This is a genomic window from Vibrio sp. 10N.222.55.C6 (genome assembly GCF_041473395.1).
GTDB classification, from domain to species: Bacteria; Pseudomonadota; Gammaproteobacteria; order Enterobacterales; family Vibrionaceae; genus Vibrio; species Vibrio crassostreae_C.
In genome coordinates, this window is the sequence record NZ_JBFRSD010000028.1 from 151,640 (window position 1) to 167,795 (window position 16,156).

Consider the following 16,156-nt stretch of genomic DNA (forward strand, 5'->3'; position numbering starts at 1 on the left):
TAAATTCCGTATAAATTTGTATCTATATTAATCGTTGAAGTGATGGTAAACAAATGACAGATAACAAAACCTTGCTCACAGAGAGCCCAACTCTCTACATTGTGCCAACCCCAATCGGAAATTTGGGAGATATCACTCAAAGAGCAATTGAAATTTTATCAAGTGTCGATGTTATTGCAGCCGAAGACACACGCCACACGGGTAAGCTGCTTGCTCACTTCAATATATCCACCAGAACGTTCGCTTTACATGATCATAATGAACAAACTAAAGCGCAAGTTCTAGTCGAAAGGTTATTAGAAGGTCAGTCTATCGCATTAGTCTCTGATGCGGGTACTCCTTTAATCAGTGATCCAGGTTACCATCTTGTCTCACAATGTCGTCAAGCGGGTGTGAGAGTTGTGCCACTTCCTGGTGCTTGTGCTGTGATTACCGCACTCAGTGCGTCAGGTTTACCGTCAGATCGTTTCAGCTTTGAAGGCTTCTTACCACCAAAGAGTAAGGGTCGTAAAGACAAGTTCTTAGAGATTGCAAAAGCAGAGCGCACATGTATTTTCTACGAATCACCGCACCGTATTACGGATTCTCTGCAGGACATGCTAGAGATCTTAGGACCCGACCGTGAGGTCGTGTTGGCGCGTGAGCTAACCAAAACCTTCGAAACCATCCAAGGGCTGCCACTTGGTGAACTTATTGAGTGGATTGAAGAAGATTCGAACCGTAAGCGCGGTGAGATGGTGTTACTGATTCATGGTCATCGTGAAGAAGCGAGCACAGAACTGCCAGACGAAGCGACTCGTACTCTGGGTATCCTAACTAAAGAGTTACCTCTTAAAAAAGCGGCGGCAATGACAGCTGAAATCTACAACCTGAAAAAGAACGCGCTGTACAAGTGGGGCCTTGAGCACCTAGATGGTTAACGCTGAATAGATAAATAGCTGCTCAGTGTATAAGTCGCTAGAGTGCTATTTTAAAGCTTGTGAGGAATGAAGGTCGTCCCTTCATTCCTCTTTTTTTGTCTGGATTGTGTGAAATTCATGCGTTTACTTAGCGGTTTGCAGCATATTTGTGATCTCGCTAGACACTGCACTCTAATCTCTATACAATCCGCCCTCGGAGTTGAACGGGTAATCGCTGCTTTGCTGATGTCCTTCGGGAGACTGACGTTGAGGTCCTTCGGGAAACTGACGTTGAAGTCCTTCGGGAGACTGGCAGAGGGGAGGAACGTCCGGGCTCCATAGAGCAGGGTGCCAGATAACGTCTGGGGGGCGCGAGCCCACGACAAGTGCAGCAGAGAGAAGACCGCCGATGGCCTCATTTCTTCGGAAGAGGCACAGGTAAGGCTGAAAGGGTGCGGTAAGAGCGCACCGTGCGACTGGCAACAGTTCGTAGCAAGGTAAACTCCACCCGGAGCAAGATCAAATAGGCCCTCGCATTGCGCTGCTCGCGTATGGGGGCGGGTAGATTGCTTGAGCCTGTGAGCGATTGCAGGCCTAGACGAATGGTTACCACCGCGCAAGCGGAACAGAACCCGGCGTATGTGTCAACTCCACCTATATAAAGAACCCATCATTACTTAACCGTAGTGATGGGTTTTTTGCTTTATATTGACGTAAATTATTTAGATTTCCTTAAAATCTTTCACCCTGATATAAGCTTGGGTCAAAAATTCCAAATGCCTATACACAATATGGTGGAGATACAGCGTGAAATCAGTACACTAAAACGTTAATAGAACAAATTATTGCCGAACTAATGGCTCAATCCACTCACTGAGAAGACTATGACAGAAGCATTCAAACATATTTCAGTATTGCTTAACGAATCTATTGACGGACTTGCGATCAAACCTGACGGTACCTACATCGATGGTACTTTTGGCCGTGGTGGGCACAGCCGTACAATCCTGTCTAAACTGGGCGAGAATGGAAGACTCTTTAGTATCGACCGCGATCCACAAGCAATTGCTGAAGCTCAGAAGATTGATGACCCCCGTTTTACGATTATTCACGGCCCATTCTCAGGTATGGCTGAATATGCAGAGCGTTATGACTTAGTGGGTAAAGTGGATGGTGTTTTACTGGATTTAGGTGTGTCTTCACCACAGCTAGATGATGCTGAACGTGGCTTTAGCTTCATGAAAGACGGCCCGCTAGACATGCGTATGGATCCAACGACGGGTATTCCGGTTTCTCAGTGGCTAGTTGATGCGGATCTTGATGACATCACATGGGTTATCCGTGAGTTCGGTGAAGATAAACACGCTCGTCGTATCGCGAAGGGCATCATTGCTTATCAAGAGAACGAAGAGAACGAACCGTTAACACGTACTGGCCAATTGGCTAAGCTTATCTCTGATGTCGCTCCAAAGAACTTTAAAGAGAAAAAGCACCCAGCGACACGTGCTTTCCAAGCATTTCGTATCTACATTAATAGTGAACTTGAAGAGATCGATACCGCACTGAAAGGCGCTGCAAGTATTCTTGCTCCCCAAGGTCGTATCTCTGTTATCAGTTTTCACTCTCTTGAAGACCGTATGGTGAAGCGCTTCATCCGTAAAGAGAGTCAAGGCCCTCAGGTACCTCATGGTTTACCATTAACAGAAGATCAAATTAAAGCTTTAGGCAGTGCCGATCTAAAACCAATTGGTAAAGCGATCAAGCCTTCTAAAGGTGAAGTGGATGAAAATACTCGTTCACGCAGCTCAGTACTACGAATCGCAGAAAAGCTTTAGTCAATGAAGACCTCCAAGCCTAACTTAGCCAAGATAATATTTTTTGATTTGATCTCCGTGGGTAAGGTCCCATTGGTGATTCTTATCTGTATCTTTGCGAGTGCGATGGGGGTCGTTCTTACGACACATATGTCACGTCAGGCGATTACGCAAAAAGACATGGCATTAGTCGAACGAGAGCAGCTAGATGATGAGTGGCGAAATTTAATGCTTGAAGAGACGGCTTTGGCTGAACACAGTCGCGTTCAAGCATCGGCAAAACGAGAGTTAGACATGAAACGTCCAGACTCTGATAAAGAAGTTGTGATCACACTGAAATGACCGGTAAAAAGGAAAAATCACCCGCGAAAACCGTTAATAAATCAACGAAAAAGCGTGTGAAGAGCGAAAAGGATTCGGATCCAGTTCTGATAAAATGGCGTTTTAACGTCGTTATTGCTTTCGTGTTTCTTGCCTTTGCTGCACTTGTTGGTCGTGTGGCTTATATACAAATCATTGAACCAGATAACTTAATTCGTCAGGGCGACCTTCGTTCGGTGCGTGTTAAGGCTATTCCTTCTGCTCGTGGCATTATTTCTGATCGCAATGGTGAGCCACTTGCTGTCAGTGTTCCTGTTGAAGCGGTATGGGCTGACCCGAAAACCATTTTCGATAAAAATGGTATGGCTCAAATTGATCGTTGGTATGCGTTAGCTGATGTACTTGGCCTAGAGCGACAACCGATGATCGATAAGATCTCTAGTAACAAATCCCGCCGATTTATTTATCTTCAGAGACAAGTTAGCCCTGCGATGGCTAAATATATCCGCGATCTTAAACTCGTGGGTGTGGGGCTTAAAGCTGAATCTCGTCGTTACTACCCTGCAGGTGAAATCAGTGCTCATCTTATCGGTGTTACCGGCATTGATGGACACGGCCTAGAAGGCGTTGAGCGCAGCTATGACAAATGGCTCACAGGCGAGGCCGGTAAGCGAACGATTCGTAAAGACCGCTACGGACGTGTTGTTGAAAACATTGCTTTAGAAGAGCGTGAAGAAGGCAAACCACTCGAGCTAACGATCGATCAACGATTACAAGCGATCGCCTACCGAGCGATTAAACAGGCGGTGGCCGATCATAAGGCGACTTCTGGCTCAGCGATTTTGTTGGATGTAAAAACCGGCGCTGTGTTGGCGATGGTTAATGCGCCTTCTTATAACCCAAACAATCGTGCTGACTTACAAAGCTTTAAGATGCGTAACCGCGTACTTACCGATGCGATGGAGCCCGGTTCTACCGTGAAACCTTTTGTGGTTTTAGCAGCGCTAGAGAACGGTACAGCTGATCCAGATATCGTTATTGATACTGGCAACGGCATCATGCAGATCGGTGGCAGTCGTGTGCGAGACTCGTCTAAAGTCGGTAAGGCTGATTTAGCGCTGATCCTCAAGAAGTCGAGTAACATCGGTGTGGCGAAGTTGGCACTTAACATGCCTTTAGAAGCTCTGCTAGGGATGTACAGTTCTGTTGGTCTGGGCGAAATGTCTGGGCTGAACTTAATCGGTGAAACGAGCGGTATTTTCCCGAATCGTCGTCGCTGGTCTAAGTTTGAAATTGCAACACTATCATTCGGTTACGGTTTGTCTGTTACACCGATGCAGTTGGCCCATGCGTATGCGACGCTAGCCAACAAAGGCATGTATGAACCGATTCATATTATTAAGAGTAACGACCAAGACTTTTCTAAGCAGATCATCAAGCGCGAGAACGCTGAACTGGTTTTGAATATGCTCGAAGGGGTGACTCAAAAAGGCGGCACAGCAACAAGAGCGGCCGTTCCTGGTTACCGAGTTGCAGCAAAAACGGGTACTTCTCGTAAGGCTGAAGCTGGCGGATACAGCGACGAATACATTGCGATTACTGCAGGTTTTGCCCCGGTTAGTGACCCAAGAGTCGCGCTGGTTGTTGTGGTCAATGAGCCTCAAGGTGACCTTTACTATGGCGGTTCAGTTGCTGCCCCCGTTTTTTCTGAAATCATGAAGGGTGCATTGCAAATACTGAATGTCCCTGCTGATGAAAACAAGTTTCAAGAATAGAGCCAATCAGGATTCAATATGAGTAATAGCCTCACGCTGTCATCTTTACTTTCTCCTTGGAGTGACTTTAGTTCACCTGAGCTGGATGCGATTGCCGTTGAACAGTTGGAGTTGGATAGTCGTGCCATCAAAGACGGCGATATTTTTGTTGCTGTAGTTGGGCATGCTGTTGATGGCCGTCGTTTCATTGACAAAGCGGTCTCACAGGGAGCCAATGCCGTTATCGCACAAGCTGATGCTGAAAAGGCCCATGGTCTGATTGAGTGGTTGGATGCTGTTCCGGTTGTTTACATTAAAGACCTTAACTTGGTGTTATCTGAGTTGGCCGGTCGTGTTTACTCGTCTCAGGCGACTAAGCTGATTGGTGTTACCGGCACCAATGGCAAAACCACTATCACCCAATTGATTGCTCAGTGGCTAGATTTAGTCGGCCAACGCTCTGCGGTAATGGGCACCACGGGTAACGGTTTTCTAGACAACCTTAAAACGGCGGCGAATACGACCGGTAGTGCGATTGAAATACAACGTACGCTGAGTGAGTTGGCTGAAGAAAACGCTGTTTATACCGCGATGGAAATCTCGTCTCATGGTTTGGTTCAAGGCCGAGTTAAGGCATTGGATTTTGAGGCTGGTGTATTTACTAACTTGAGCCGTGACCACTTGGATTACCACGGCACGATGCAAGAGTACGCTCTGGCTAAGAAGAGCTTGTTTACTCAGCATAAGTGTAAGCACGCTGTGATTAATGTTGATGATGAAGTCGGTAAAGCTTGGATGGCTGATCTGTCCAATGCAGTAGCTGTGTCATTGCTTCCGTTATCGGGCTACCAGCAGTCAGTATGGGCATCGGATGTTGCTTATGCAGAGACGGGTATCAAACTCGCTTTTGATGGTAGCTGGGGGCAGGGACAACTGTCTGTTCCTTTAATTGGCCAGTTCAACGCATCAAATGTATTGGTTGCTTTCGCGACCCTACTTGTACTAGGCATCGACAAGCAAACCTTGATCGACACAGCACCTCAATTGCAACCTGTTATTGGTCGCATGGAATTGTTCCAAGTACCAAACAAAGCGAAAGTGGTTGTCGACTACGCGCATACACCTGACGCATTAGAGAAAGCATTGGCAGCACTACGTGTACATTGCTCTGGAAAGCTATGGGCAATCTTTGGCTGCGGTGGTGATCGAGATACAGGCAAGCGCCCTATGATGGCGGTTACCGCAGAGCAGTTCGCCGATAACATTATTATTTCAGATGACAACCCTCGCAGTGAAGACCCGGCATTGATTGTTAAAGACATGCTGGCAGGTTTAAGTGAGCCTGAAGTCGCCTTTGTTGAACACGATCGCTTTCAGGCGGTTAAGTTTGCTCTAGAGCAGGCGGGTAATAACGACATTATTCTTCTGGCTGGTAAAGGCCATGAGGATTACCAAGTATTAAAAGACAAAACGATCCACTATTCGGATCGAGAGTCAGCACTACAACTTTTAGGTATTTCATAATGATTGATGTATCACTCGAGCAGATCTGCTCAGCGGTGAACGGTCAGCTGATAGAGGCTGGAAAATCGAGCAATAGTTTGATCAATGCGGTTTCTACCGATACTCGCACCGTTGAAGAAGGTGCACTGTTTGTTGCTCTCGTAGGTGAACGTTTTGATGCGCATGATTTTTGTGGTCAGGCTGTTGAGGCCAATGCGAGTGCGTTATTAGTTCAACGAAAACTTGACCTAAATATTACTCAAGTTGTTGTTGAAGACACTAAACTTGCTTTAGGTCAGCTAAGTGCTTGGATCCATAAACAATGTGATGTGCCAACCATGGCGATTACTGGCAGTTGTGGCAAGACGACCGTCAAAGAGATGGTGGCGAGCATTCTGCAACAACGTGGCAAGGTGCTGTTTACGGCAGGTAACTTCAATAATGATATTGGTGTGCCTTTGACTTTGCTACGTAGTGAACCAAGCGATGACTATGCGGTGATCGAATTAGGCGCTAACCATATCGGTGAAATCGCCTACACCACCCAGTTTGTGAAACCACAGGTTGCCTTGGTAAATAATGTGGCAGCGGCGCACCTAGAAGGATTTGGCTCAATTGATGGTGTGAAGCAAGCAAAAGGTGAAATTTTTCAGGGGCTTGCAGCTGGTGACACTGCTATTGTTAGTTTAGAGAGTAACGGTGGCGAATTTTGGAGTGAAGTTCTCGCAGATAAAGCGGTTCTGACCTTTTCAGAAAGTGATGATACAGCGGATTACTTTGCCAAAAATATTCGTATCAACGAGCAAGGTGAAGCGTGCTTTGATATGCAGACACCAAAAGGTTCTGTGCCCGTTGAACTTGGCATTATCGGCCAGCATAACGTAGCGAATGCCTTAGCAGCAGCAGCGTTGAGCATTCAGTTTGGCGCAACGCTCGATGAAATAAAAAATGGTTTAGCGAATCTTATCTCAGTCAAAGGACGAGTTGAGGTTCAACAATTAAGTCAGAATATCAAGCTGATAGATGACAGTTATAACGCCAGCGTGCCTGCAATGAAGGCGGCAGCTAAATTGCTATCGAGCTTCAAAGGTCAACGTTGGTTGATTTTAGGCAATATGGCTGAGTTAGGCGATGAAAGCCTTGCACTTCACCGTCAAGTCGGTGAATATGCTGCCCCATTCGCTTTTGAGCATGTACTCACTTACGGTGACGATACCAAGGTGATTAGTGAAGTGTGTAACGGCACTCACTTTGCAACGCATGAAGCGATGATCGCGCACATAGAGCAGCACTTGAGCTTGCCAGAAAACGCGCCACATACCTTGTTGGTAAAAGGCGCCAATAGTGCAGGAATGAGTAAAATAGCCGCTGCTTTAAAGGAGAACTTTTCATGATAATTTGGCTTGCAGAGCTACTACAGCCACACTTTTCTTTTTTCCGTTTGTTCGAATACTTATCGTTTCGTGCAATCGCGAGCATTTTGACGGCTTTATGTCTGTCGCTGTGGATGGGACCTCGTTTAATTGAGCGTCTGCAAATGCTGCAAATTGGCCAAGTTGTTCGTAATGACGGCCCAGAATCTCACTTCAGTAAGCGTGGTACACCAACCATGGGTGGTGTGATGATCCTTGCTGCGATCATCATTACGGTCTTACTTTGGGCTGACTTATCAAACCCTTACGTTTGGGCCGTACTTGTCGTGCTAGGCGGTTACGGTGCAGTTGGTTTTGTTGATGATTATCGTAAAGTCGTTCGTAAGAACACTGATGGCTTGATTGCGCGTTGGAAGTACTTCTGGCAATCGGCTATTGCATTGGTTGTGGCGTTTGCTCTGTATGCTCATGGGCAAGACACTGCTGCGACACAATTAGTGGTGCCTTTCTTTAAAGATGTGATGCCACAACTTGGCCTGCTGTACATCGTGCTGACTTACTTTGTTATTGTGGGTACCAGTAACGCGGTAAACCTAACTGATGGCCTAGATGGCTTGGCGATTATGCCAACGGTTATGGTTGCTGCGGGTTTTGCTGTTATCGCTTGGGCGACAGGTAACGTTAACTTTGCAGCATACCTACACATTCCATACATCCCATACACCTCTGAACTGGTGGTGGTATGTACTGCTATCGTTGGTGCAGGCCTTGGCTTCCTATGGTTTAACACTTACCCAGCACAAGTATTCATGGGCGATGTTGGCTCTCTAGCACTGGGTGGTGCGTTAGGTGTGATTGCGGTACTCGTTCGTCAAGAGTTGGTACTAGTGATCATGGGTGGTGTGTTTGTAATGGAGACTCTGTCAGTGATTCTGCAGGTGGGCTCTTACAAATTGCGTGGTCAGCGTATTTTCCGCATGGCACCGATTCACCACCACTATGAACTTAAAGGTTGGCCAGAGCCGCGTGTTATCGTGCGTTTTTGGATAATCTCAATGGTATTAGTACTGGTTGGCCTAGCGACACTGAAAGTTCGTTAATCCTATGTGAGCCTCAGATTAGAGGCTCTTTAAAACTATTAAGAGCATCTTGTTTAAATGGAACGTTGGCAAAATATTCAAAATGTAGTGGTTGTGGGGCTCGGTATTACCGGGCTCTCTGTCGTTAAACATCTCGTAAAATATCAGCCCCATACTTGCGTAAAGGTAATTGATACGCGAGAGCTACCACCAGGAAAGGAATCTTTGCCTGAGTCGGTTGAGCTGCATTCTGGAAGCTGGAATAGCCAATGGCTAGCTGAGGCTGATCTGGTGGTTGCTAACCCAGGCATTGCTTTAGCGACACCTGAAATTCAAGATGTGCTTCAAGCGGGTACGCCTGTCGTTGGCGACATCGAGCTGTTTGGTTGGGCTGTAGATAAGCCTGTTGTGGCGATTACTGGTTCAAACGGTAAGAGTACCGTGACTGATCTGACTGGTGTGCTTGCTAAGGCTGCTGGGCTTAATGTTGGCGTTGGCGGCAATATTGGCATTCCTGCCCTAGACCTTCTAGAACTTGATGCGGATTTATATGTCCTTGAACTTTCAAGTTTTCAGTTAGAAACTACATCGAATTTAAAACTTGCCGCTGCGGCATTCTTAAATCTGTCTGAAGATCATATGGATCGCTATCAAGGCATGGCTGATTACCGTGAGGCCAAGTTAAGAATCTTTAATAACGCGCAGTGTGCGACTGTTAATCGTGAAGACAAAGAGACTTACCCTGACCAGACAATGCCATTGTTGACTTTTGGCCTAGATAACCAAGAGTTTGGTGTATCAACGATTGATAGTACTGAGTGGTTGGTCGATCACGGTAAACCTGTCCTTGCTACCCAAGATTTAACATTGGTTGGACGTCACAATGTGGCGAATGCGTTAGTCTCACTTGCACTATTGAAGCAAGTTGGTATCGACTACAGCAAAAGTCTTGATGCTTTGAAGGCCTATAACGGTTTGACGCATCGTTGCCAAGTCGTGGCTGACAAGCGCGAAATCAAATGGGTTAATGACTCCAAAGCAACGAATGTAGCCAGCACATTGGCAGCCCTGTCTGGGTTGGAGTATCAAGGTACGTTATATCTTTTGGTTGGCGGCGTTGGTAAAGGTGCTGACTTTAGTGAGCTTGAACCAGTATTGGCGCAACTTGAGCGTGTTCAGCTGTGTTGTTTCGGTGAAGATGCAGATCAATTCATGCCTCTGCACCCATCGGCACAAAAGTTCGATACCATGCAGCAGATAATCGAATCTATCTCGCCACAGCTGGTGGCTGGAGATATGGTGATGCTGTCTCCGGCGTGCGCAAGCTTCGATCAATTTAATAATTTCATGGCAAGAGGTGATGCGTTCACTGAGCTTGCTCATGAGTATGCTTAACGTGTTGAAGGACTAACATTCAGTGCAAAGAGTCAAAGAGATTAATCAATCCATCTGGCAGTGGCTAAACCGTGCTACTCCCGAGGCGCTTTACGATCGTCAATTGGTGTGGATTGCTCTTGGGCTAATGCTGACAGGTTTGGTGATGGTGACGTCTGCTTCGTTCCCCATCAGTGCTCGTTTAACCGATCAGCCGTTTCACTTTATGTTCCGTCATGCCATCTTCCTTGTATTGGCGTTAGGTGTCTCTAGCGTCATATTGCAAATCCCGATGCAACGCTGGTTTCAATACAGTATGTATCTACTGGGCTTGTCCTTCTTCTTGCTGATTGTGGTATTAGCCGTCGGTAAGTCGGTTAACGGCGCATCGCGTTGGATCCCATTAGGGCTATTTAACTTACAACCCGCTGAAGTCGCCAAGTTATCGCTGTTTATCTTTATGGCGGGCTACTTGGTTCGGAAGCAAGATGAAGTGAGAAAAACCTTCTTCGGTGGTTTTGGTAAACCGATCATGGTATTCGGCGCTTTTGCCGTGCTGCTGCTAGGCCAGCCCGATTTAGGTACTGTGGTCGTAATGCTAGTGACCCTGTTCGGCATGCTATTCATTGCTGGTGCCAAGCTTTCACAGTTTATCGCCTTGATGGTGGCAGGTATTGCCGCGGTCGTCGGTTTGATTGTTATAGAACCTTATCGTGTTCGACGTGTTACCTCATTCTGGGAACCTTGGAACGACCCGTTCGGCAGTGGTTACCAGTTAACTCAGTCATTGATGGCGTTTGGCCGTGGTGATTGGATGGGGCAAGGGCTTGGTAACTCGATTCAAAAACTCGAATACTTACCAGAAGCGCATACCGATTTTGTATTTGCTGTGTTGGCTGAAGAGCTTGGCTTTGTCGGTGTTACCTTAGTATTAATGTTGATCTTCAGCTTGGTGTTAAAAGCCATTCTGATAGGTAAAAAAGCCTTTGAACACGATCAAGTGTTCAGCGGCTATCTGGCTTTTGGTATTGGTATTTGGTTTGCGTTTCAGACGCTTGTTAACGTAGGTGCTGCATCTGGCATCGTTCCGACCAAAGGTCTAACCCTACCGCTAATCAGTTATGGTGGTTCGAGTTTAATTGTTATGTCTGTGGCGGTATCAATGCTGCTGCGCATTGACCACGAATGCCGAATGCAACAAAAAGAACAAGCTGATAGTCAAAACGAATTAGTAGAATAAGAATCTAACGTGATGAAACAAAACAAAAAACTTATAGTGATGGCTGGTGGTACTGGCGGTCACGTTTTCCCAGGGTTAGCAGTAGCGAAAAAGCTTCAGCAACAAGGTTGGGAAATTCGCTGGTTAGGCACAGCAGACAGAATGGAAGCGGATTTAGTGCCAAAGCATGGCATTGAAATCGACTTCATCAAAGTGAAAGGCCTGCGTGGTCAAGGCATTAGCAAGTTAATTAAAGCGCCGTTCCAGATTATTAATGCCATACTTCAAGCAAGACAACACATCAAAGCATGGCAGCCTGATGTGGTACTTGGTATGGGTGGCTACGTGAGTGGCCCGGGTGGTATCGCGGCATGGTTGTCTGGCATTCCAGTGGTTCTCCATGAACAAAATGCAGTGGCAGGTTTAACCAACCAATGGCTGTCTAAGATTGCTAAAAAGGTTTTCCAAGCTTTCCCTGGTGCGTTTCCTACTGCAGAAGTGGTGGGTAACCCAGTACGCGAAGATGTGGTTGCCTTAGCTGAACCCGAGCAACGCATGGCTGAGCGTGATGGTGACATCCGCATCTTGGTTATGGGCGGCAGTCAGGGCGCAAAAATCCTAAACGATACCTTGCCAGTAACGATGGCGCAGCTTGGTGAAGGCTTCACTGTGATGCACCAAGCGGGTAAGAACAATCAACAACAAGTTATTGAGCAATACAAATCACATTCTGTTGGTAATGTTCAAGTGACTGAATTTATTGATGATGTGGCGCAAGCTTATGAGTGGGCAGATCTATTAGTGTGTCGCTCAGGTGCATTAACCGTATCAGAAGTGTCTGCGGCAGGTGTCGGTTCTATCTTCGTTCCGTTTATGCACAAAGACAGACAACAAGCGTTGAATGCCGACCATTTAGTTGAATGTGGCGCAGCGTTAATGATTGAACAGCCTCAACTAACGGCTGATAAGCTAGCGAACACTATCGCGCAGCTTGATAGAAATGAATTAAAAATGATGGCAACAAAAGCTCGTCAAGCCGCCAAGCTTGATGCTGATGTGACCGTCGCTGAAGCGATTAAAGCTTTAGCAAAATAATGAGATTGAATTGATGACGATTGAACATACCCAAGACTTAGCGCAAATCCGTGCAATGGTGCCAGAGATGCGCCGTGTTAAATCTATCCACTTCATTGGTATTGGTGGTGCCGGAATGAGCGGGATTGCTGAAGTCTTGCTAAATGAAGGCTACCAGATCACGGGTTCTGATATTGCTCAAAACCCAGTGACTGATCGTTTAGTTAGCAAGGGTGCGACCGTTTATATCGGTCACCAAGCGAGTAACGTTGCCGACGCAAGTGTGGTGGTTGTTTCAACCGCTATCAACGAAGAAAACCCAGAAATTATTGCAGCTCGTGAAGCGCGCACACCGATCGTTCGTCGTGCAGAAATGCTGGCTGAGCTGATGCGTTTTCGTCACGGTATTGCTGTGGCAGGTACGCACGGTAAAACAACCACGACTGCGCTAGTGACACAGATTTACTCGGAAGCCGGCCTAGATCCAACCTTCGTAAACGGTGGTTTGGTTAAAAGTGCTGGCACTAACGCACGTTTAGGTTCAAGCCGTATTCTTATCGCTGAAGCCGATGAGAGTGATGCTTCATTTTTACATCTGCAACCTATGGTTAGTATCGTAACTAACATTGAAGCGGATCATATGGATACCTACGGCGGCGATTTCGAAACGCTAAAGCAGACATTTATCGATTTCCTACACAACCTGCCGTTCTACGGCCAGGCTGTGATGTGTGTAGATGATCCTGTTGTACGTGAACTTATCCCTCATGTGAGCCGCCAAGTGATTACTTACGGCTTCTCTGAAGACGCTGATATCCGCATTGAAAACTATGTACAACAAGGTCAGCAAGGCAAGTTTACGGTTGTTCGTAAAGGTAAAGCCAATCTCGATATTACGTTGAACATTCCCGGTCGCCATAACGCACTGAACGCATCAGCGGCGATTGCGGTTGCGACGGAAGATGACATCAGCGATGAAGCGATTCTAAAAGCGATGGCTGGAACGGAAGGCACTGGCCGTCGTTTCGATCACCTTGGTGAATATGAAACGGGTAAGGGTGCTGCAATGCTGGTCGATGATTACGGCCATCACCCAACCGAAGTTGATGTCACCATTCAAGCTGCACGAAGTGGTTGGACTGATAAACGTCTTGTGATGATCTTCCAACCGCACCGTTATAGCCGCACTCGCGATCTGTATGATGACTTCGCGAACGTTCTTGAGCAGGTTGATGTGCTTATTCTGTTAGATGTTTATTCTGCAGGTGAGAAACCTATTGCAGGGGCTGACGGACGCTCGTTAAGTCGAACTATTCGTGGGCGTGGTAAGATTGATCCCATCTTTGTTGCTGATATCAACACGCTGCCGTCGGTTTTAGCCAACGTTATTCAAGGCGGAGACCTTGTTTTAACACAGGGTGCTGGTGATGTTGGTCGTGTAGCGAAGCAACTTGAATCGCTACAATTAGACATTAATAAGATGCAAAACGCGTAGCAGAATACTGTATACAGACTGTGGTTGATCGCTCACTTCTTGCGATTGACCTAAAATTGACCAAAAATCTTATTATCAACGTTTGATAGTTTGATTTTGCTCAGTATAATTCATAGGTTAAAGTAAGTGCTTTTACCTCTATTACGAAGATAGGGAATAGAATTGCGAACCAACGACAGGGAATGCGGGCTTTGGTAGAAAGTACTTTTAGCGAAAACCGCCACCTATTCAGTTTACCATCGCTAAAGAAACACGCTGTAGGCGGGTCTTTTTTTGTCATGGTACTGCTATTCATTGGATTTCTTTTCTATACCACACTGACTTGGATGTGGGACGATCAGCGATTGCCTCTCTCCAAAATAGTACTTCAAGGCGACTTAACTTACGTAACTGCTGGTGATGTTCAACATGCCTTTGGCGAGCTAGAGCATATTGGAACGTTCATGTCGCAAGACATCGGTGTGTTGCAAGACAGTTTAGAAGCGTTACCTTGGGTTTCAGTGGTGTCCATTCGTAAGCAGTGGCCAGACACAATAAAAGTATTTTTGACTGAGTACCATGCGGCAGCAATCTGGAACGGTAACATGCTGCTGAATGACGATGGTCAGGTGTTTAATGGTGATATCGGTCTTTTGAAGGGCGATAGAGTCAAGCTTTACGGCCCAGACGGCACCAGCCAAAAAGTGATAGAAAAGTGGCGACAAATAACTCCTTTGATTAACAATCTAGGGTTAACCGTTACCTCGCTCGTTCTCAATGAGCGTCGCGCTTGGCAAATAATCCTAGATAACGGTATCCGTTTAGAACTAGGTAAAGATTCTTTAGATGAGCGTGTTGAACGCTTCATTTCGCTTTACAACGAACTTGGTAGTAAAGCGAATCAAGTGAGCTACATCGACCTCAGGTATGATACGGGAGCCGCTGTAGGTTGGTTTCCAGAGCAAGAGTTAGAAGAGAGCACAGATGACTAAGACCGCAGATGACAACATAATCGTTGGTCTTGATATAGGCACTGCGACCATATCAGCTCTAGTTGGTGAAATATTGCCTGATGGTCAAATCAATATCATTGGTTCAGGGCAAAGCCCATCCAGAGGTATGGATAAAGGTGGTGTAAACGACCTAGAGTCGGTAGTGAAGTCAGTTCAGCGAGCCATTGATCAAGCAGAGTTGATGGCGGAATGCCAAATCAGCAATGTGTTTATCTCGCTATCGGGCAAACATATCGCGAGCCGAATTGAAAAAGGCATGGGCACTATTTCTGATGAAGAGGTGTCTCAAGACGATATGGATCGAGCGATCCATACCGCGAAATCAATTAAAATAGGTGATGAGCAGAGAATTCTGCACGTGATTCCACAAGAATTTACCATCGATTATCAAGAGGGGATCAAGAATCCACTTGGTTTATCTGGTGTTCGAATGGAAGTCAGTGTTCATCTAATTTCTTGCCACAGCGACATGGCGAGAAACATTATTAAAGCTGTTGAACGATGTGGTCTCACAGTAGAACAAATCGTGTTTTCAGGACTTGCCTCAAGCAATGCGGTAATTACTGAAGACGAGAGAGAGCTTGGAGTATGTGTTGTCGATATCGGTGCGGGTACAATGGATATTTCCATTTGGACTGGCGGCGCACTTCGACACACAGAAGTCTTTTCCTACGCAGGAAATGCAGTAACCAGTGATATTGCCTTCGCTTTCGGCACGCCAGTGAGCGATGCTGAAGAGATAAAAGTAAACCATGGTTGCGCTCTGAGTGAACTCGTAAGCAAGGATGATTCTGTTAACGTCCCAAGTGTTGGTGGTCGCCCATCGAGAAGTTTGCAACGACAAACTTTGTCGGAAGTGATTGAACCACGTTACACTGAACTTATGGGTCTCGTTAACCAAACTATTGATACGGTTCAATTACAGCTACGAGATGAAGGTATTAAACACCACCTTGCAGCTGGCGTCGTTCTCACTGGTGGAGCGGCACAAATTGACGGATTGGTAGAGTGTGCGGAACGTGTTTTCCGCAATCAAGTTCGAGTTGGTAAGCCGTTAGAAGTTAGTGGCTTAACTGACTATGTTAAAGAGCCGTATCATTCTACGGCGGTTGGTTTACTTCATTACGCAAGAGATTGTCAGATCAGTGATGAAGGTGATTACAGCGAACCTAAGCGTTCAGCACCTTCTATGTCTGGTTTATTTGGCAAATTGCGTAATTGGATACAAAAAGAGTTTTAACCTGAGTTGCAGGAAAAAA

Annotated in this window: 13 protein-coding genes and 1 other RNA gene; all 14 read left to right on the forward strand. The window is 46.3% G+C overall.

Annotation, left to right across the window (positions count from 1 at the left end):
• Positions 1 to 53: 53 nt before the first annotated feature.
• On the forward strand, positions 54 to 920 hold the full coding sequence (gene rsmI, locus AB4486_RS16390) for a 16S rRNA (cytidine(1402)-2'-O)-methyltransferase (protein WP_372057796.1): 867 nt from the start codon (positions 54 to 56) through the stop codon (positions 918 to 920).
• A gap of 195 nt (positions 921 to 1,115) precedes the next feature.
• Positions 1,116 to 1,555, forward strand: an RNA gene (gene rnpB / locus AB4486_RS16395) — RNase P RNA component class A.
• A gap of 228 nt (positions 1,556 to 1,783) precedes the next feature.
• Complete coding sequence (gene rsmH, locus AB4486_RS16400; protein ID WP_010434714.1) at positions 1,784 to 2,734, forward strand: 16S rRNA (cytosine(1402)-N(4))-methyltransferase RsmH; 951 nt, start codon at positions 1,784 to 1,786, stop codon at positions 2,732 to 2,734.
• 3 nt (positions 2,735 to 2,737) lie between these two features.
• Complete coding sequence (ftsL, locus tag AB4486_RS16405; protein ID WP_010434716.1) at positions 2,738 to 3,055, forward strand: cell division protein FtsL; 318 nt, start codon at positions 2,738 to 2,740, stop codon at positions 3,053 to 3,055.
• The gene (locus AB4486_RS16410; RefSeq protein WP_229647465.1) at positions 3,052 to 4,809 is read left to right on the forward strand and encodes a penicillin-binding transpeptidase domain-containing protein; all 1,758 of its coding nucleotides are present in this window, start codon (positions 3,052 to 3,054) and stop codon (positions 4,807 to 4,809) included. Before ftsL ends, AB4486_RS16410 begins: the two co-directional genes overlap by 4 nt.
• A gap of 18 nt (positions 4,810 to 4,827) precedes the next feature.
• Positions 4,828 to 6,312 carry a UDP-N-acetylmuramoyl-L-alanyl-D-glutamate--2,6-diaminopimelate ligase gene (gene murE, locus AB4486_RS16415; protein WP_102332770.1) on the forward strand — a complete coding sequence of 495 codons (1,485 nt, stop codon included), beginning with the start codon at positions 4,828 to 4,830 and terminating at the stop codon, positions 6,310 to 6,312.
• Complete coding sequence (gene murF, locus AB4486_RS16420; RefSeq protein WP_372117784.1) at positions 6,312 to 7,685, forward strand: UDP-N-acetylmuramoyl-tripeptide--D-alanyl-D-alanine ligase; 1,374 nt, start codon at positions 6,312 to 6,314, stop codon at positions 7,683 to 7,685. The genes murE and murF overlap by 1 nt, the downstream gene beginning before the upstream one ends.
• On the forward strand, positions 7,682 to 8,764 hold the full coding sequence (gene mraY / locus AB4486_RS16425) for a phospho-N-acetylmuramoyl-pentapeptide-transferase (RefSeq protein WP_017059284.1): 1,083 nt from the start codon (positions 7,682 to 7,684) through the stop codon (positions 8,762 to 8,764). Before murF ends, mraY begins: the two co-directional genes overlap by 4 nt.
• Before the next feature lie 57 nt (positions 8,765 to 8,821).
• Positions 8,822 to 10,138, forward strand: coding sequence for a UDP-N-acetylmuramoyl-L-alanine--D-glutamate ligase (murD, locus tag AB4486_RS16430; protein ID WP_065584710.1), 1,317 nt, complete (start codon positions 8,822 to 8,824; stop codon positions 10,136 to 10,138).
• A gap of 22 nt (positions 10,139 to 10,160) precedes the next feature.
• On the forward strand, positions 10,161 to 11,357 hold the full coding sequence (gene ftsW / locus AB4486_RS16435; protein WP_065584711.1) for a cell division protein FtsW: 1,197 nt from the start codon (positions 10,161 to 10,163) through the stop codon (positions 11,355 to 11,357).
• Between the two features lie 12 nt (positions 11,358 to 11,369).
• Positions 11,370 to 12,431 carry an undecaprenyldiphospho-muramoylpentapeptide beta-N-acetylglucosaminyltransferase gene (murG, locus tag AB4486_RS16440; protein ID WP_102428619.1) on the forward strand — a complete coding sequence of 354 codons (1,062 nt, stop codon included), beginning with the start codon at positions 11,370 to 11,372 and terminating at the stop codon, positions 12,429 to 12,431.
• Between the two features lie 13 nt (positions 12,432 to 12,444).
• A complete protein-coding gene (gene murC / locus AB4486_RS16445; protein WP_372117787.1) occupies positions 12,445 to 13,905 on the forward strand; it encodes a UDP-N-acetylmuramate--L-alanine ligase in 1,461 nt (486 codons plus the stop codon).
• Positions 13,906 to 14,183: 278 nt separating this feature from the next.
• Positions 14,184 to 14,876: a cell division protein FtsQ/DivIB gene (locus tag AB4486_RS16450; RefSeq protein WP_372050049.1), complete on the forward strand. Its 693-nt coding sequence runs from the start codon at positions 14,184 to 14,186 to the stop codon at positions 14,874 to 14,876.
• Positions 14,869 to 16,137, forward strand: a complete 1,269-nt coding sequence (gene ftsA, locus AB4486_RS16455) for a cell division protein FtsA (protein ID WP_010434747.1) — start codon at positions 14,869 to 14,871, stop codon at positions 16,135 to 16,137. The genes AB4486_RS16450 and ftsA overlap by 8 nt, the downstream gene beginning before the upstream one ends.
• Positions 16,138 to 16,156: the final 19 nt, after the last annotated feature.

Bases quoted from the DNA above. Each gene is read 5' to 3' on its own strand.
- rsmI (WP_372057796.1), top strand. From the start codon at position 54: ATGACAGATAACAAAACCTTGCTCACAGAGAGCCCAACTCTCTACATT.
- rsmH (WP_010434714.1), top strand. From the start codon at position 1,784: ATGACAGAAGCATTCAAACATATTTCAGTATTGCTTAACGAATCTATT.
- ftsL (WP_010434716.1), top strand. From the start codon at position 2,738: ATGAAGACCTCCAAGCCTAACTTAGCCAAGATAATATTTTTTGATTTG.
- AB4486_RS16410 (WP_229647465.1), top strand. From the start codon at position 3,052: ATGACCGGTAAAAAGGAAAAATCACCCGCGAAAACCGTTAATAAATCA.
- murE (WP_102332770.1), top strand. From the start codon at position 4,828: ATGAGTAATAGCCTCACGCTGTCATCTTTACTTTCTCCTTGGAGTGAC.
- murF (WP_372117784.1), top strand. From the start codon at position 6,312: ATGATTGATGTATCACTCGAGCAGATCTGCTCAGCGGTGAACGGTCAG.
- mraY (WP_017059284.1), top strand. From the start codon at position 7,682: ATGATAATTTGGCTTGCAGAGCTACTACAGCCACACTTTTCTTTTTTC.
- murD (WP_065584710.1), top strand. From the start codon at position 8,822: ATGGAACGTTGGCAAAATATTCAAAATGTAGTGGTTGTGGGGCTCGGT.
- murG (WP_102428619.1), top strand. From the start codon at position 11,370: ATGAAACAAAACAAAAAACTTATAGTGATGGCTGGTGGTACTGGCGGT.
- murC (WP_372117787.1), top strand. From the start codon at position 12,445: ATGACGATTGAACATACCCAAGACTTAGCGCAAATCCGTGCAATGGTG.
- AB4486_RS16450 (WP_372050049.1), top strand. From the start codon at position 14,184: ATGGTACTGCTATTCATTGGATTTCTTTTCTATACCACACTGACTTGG.
- ftsA (WP_010434747.1), top strand. From the start codon at position 14,869: ATGACTAAGACCGCAGATGACAACATAATCGTTGGTCTTGATATAGGC.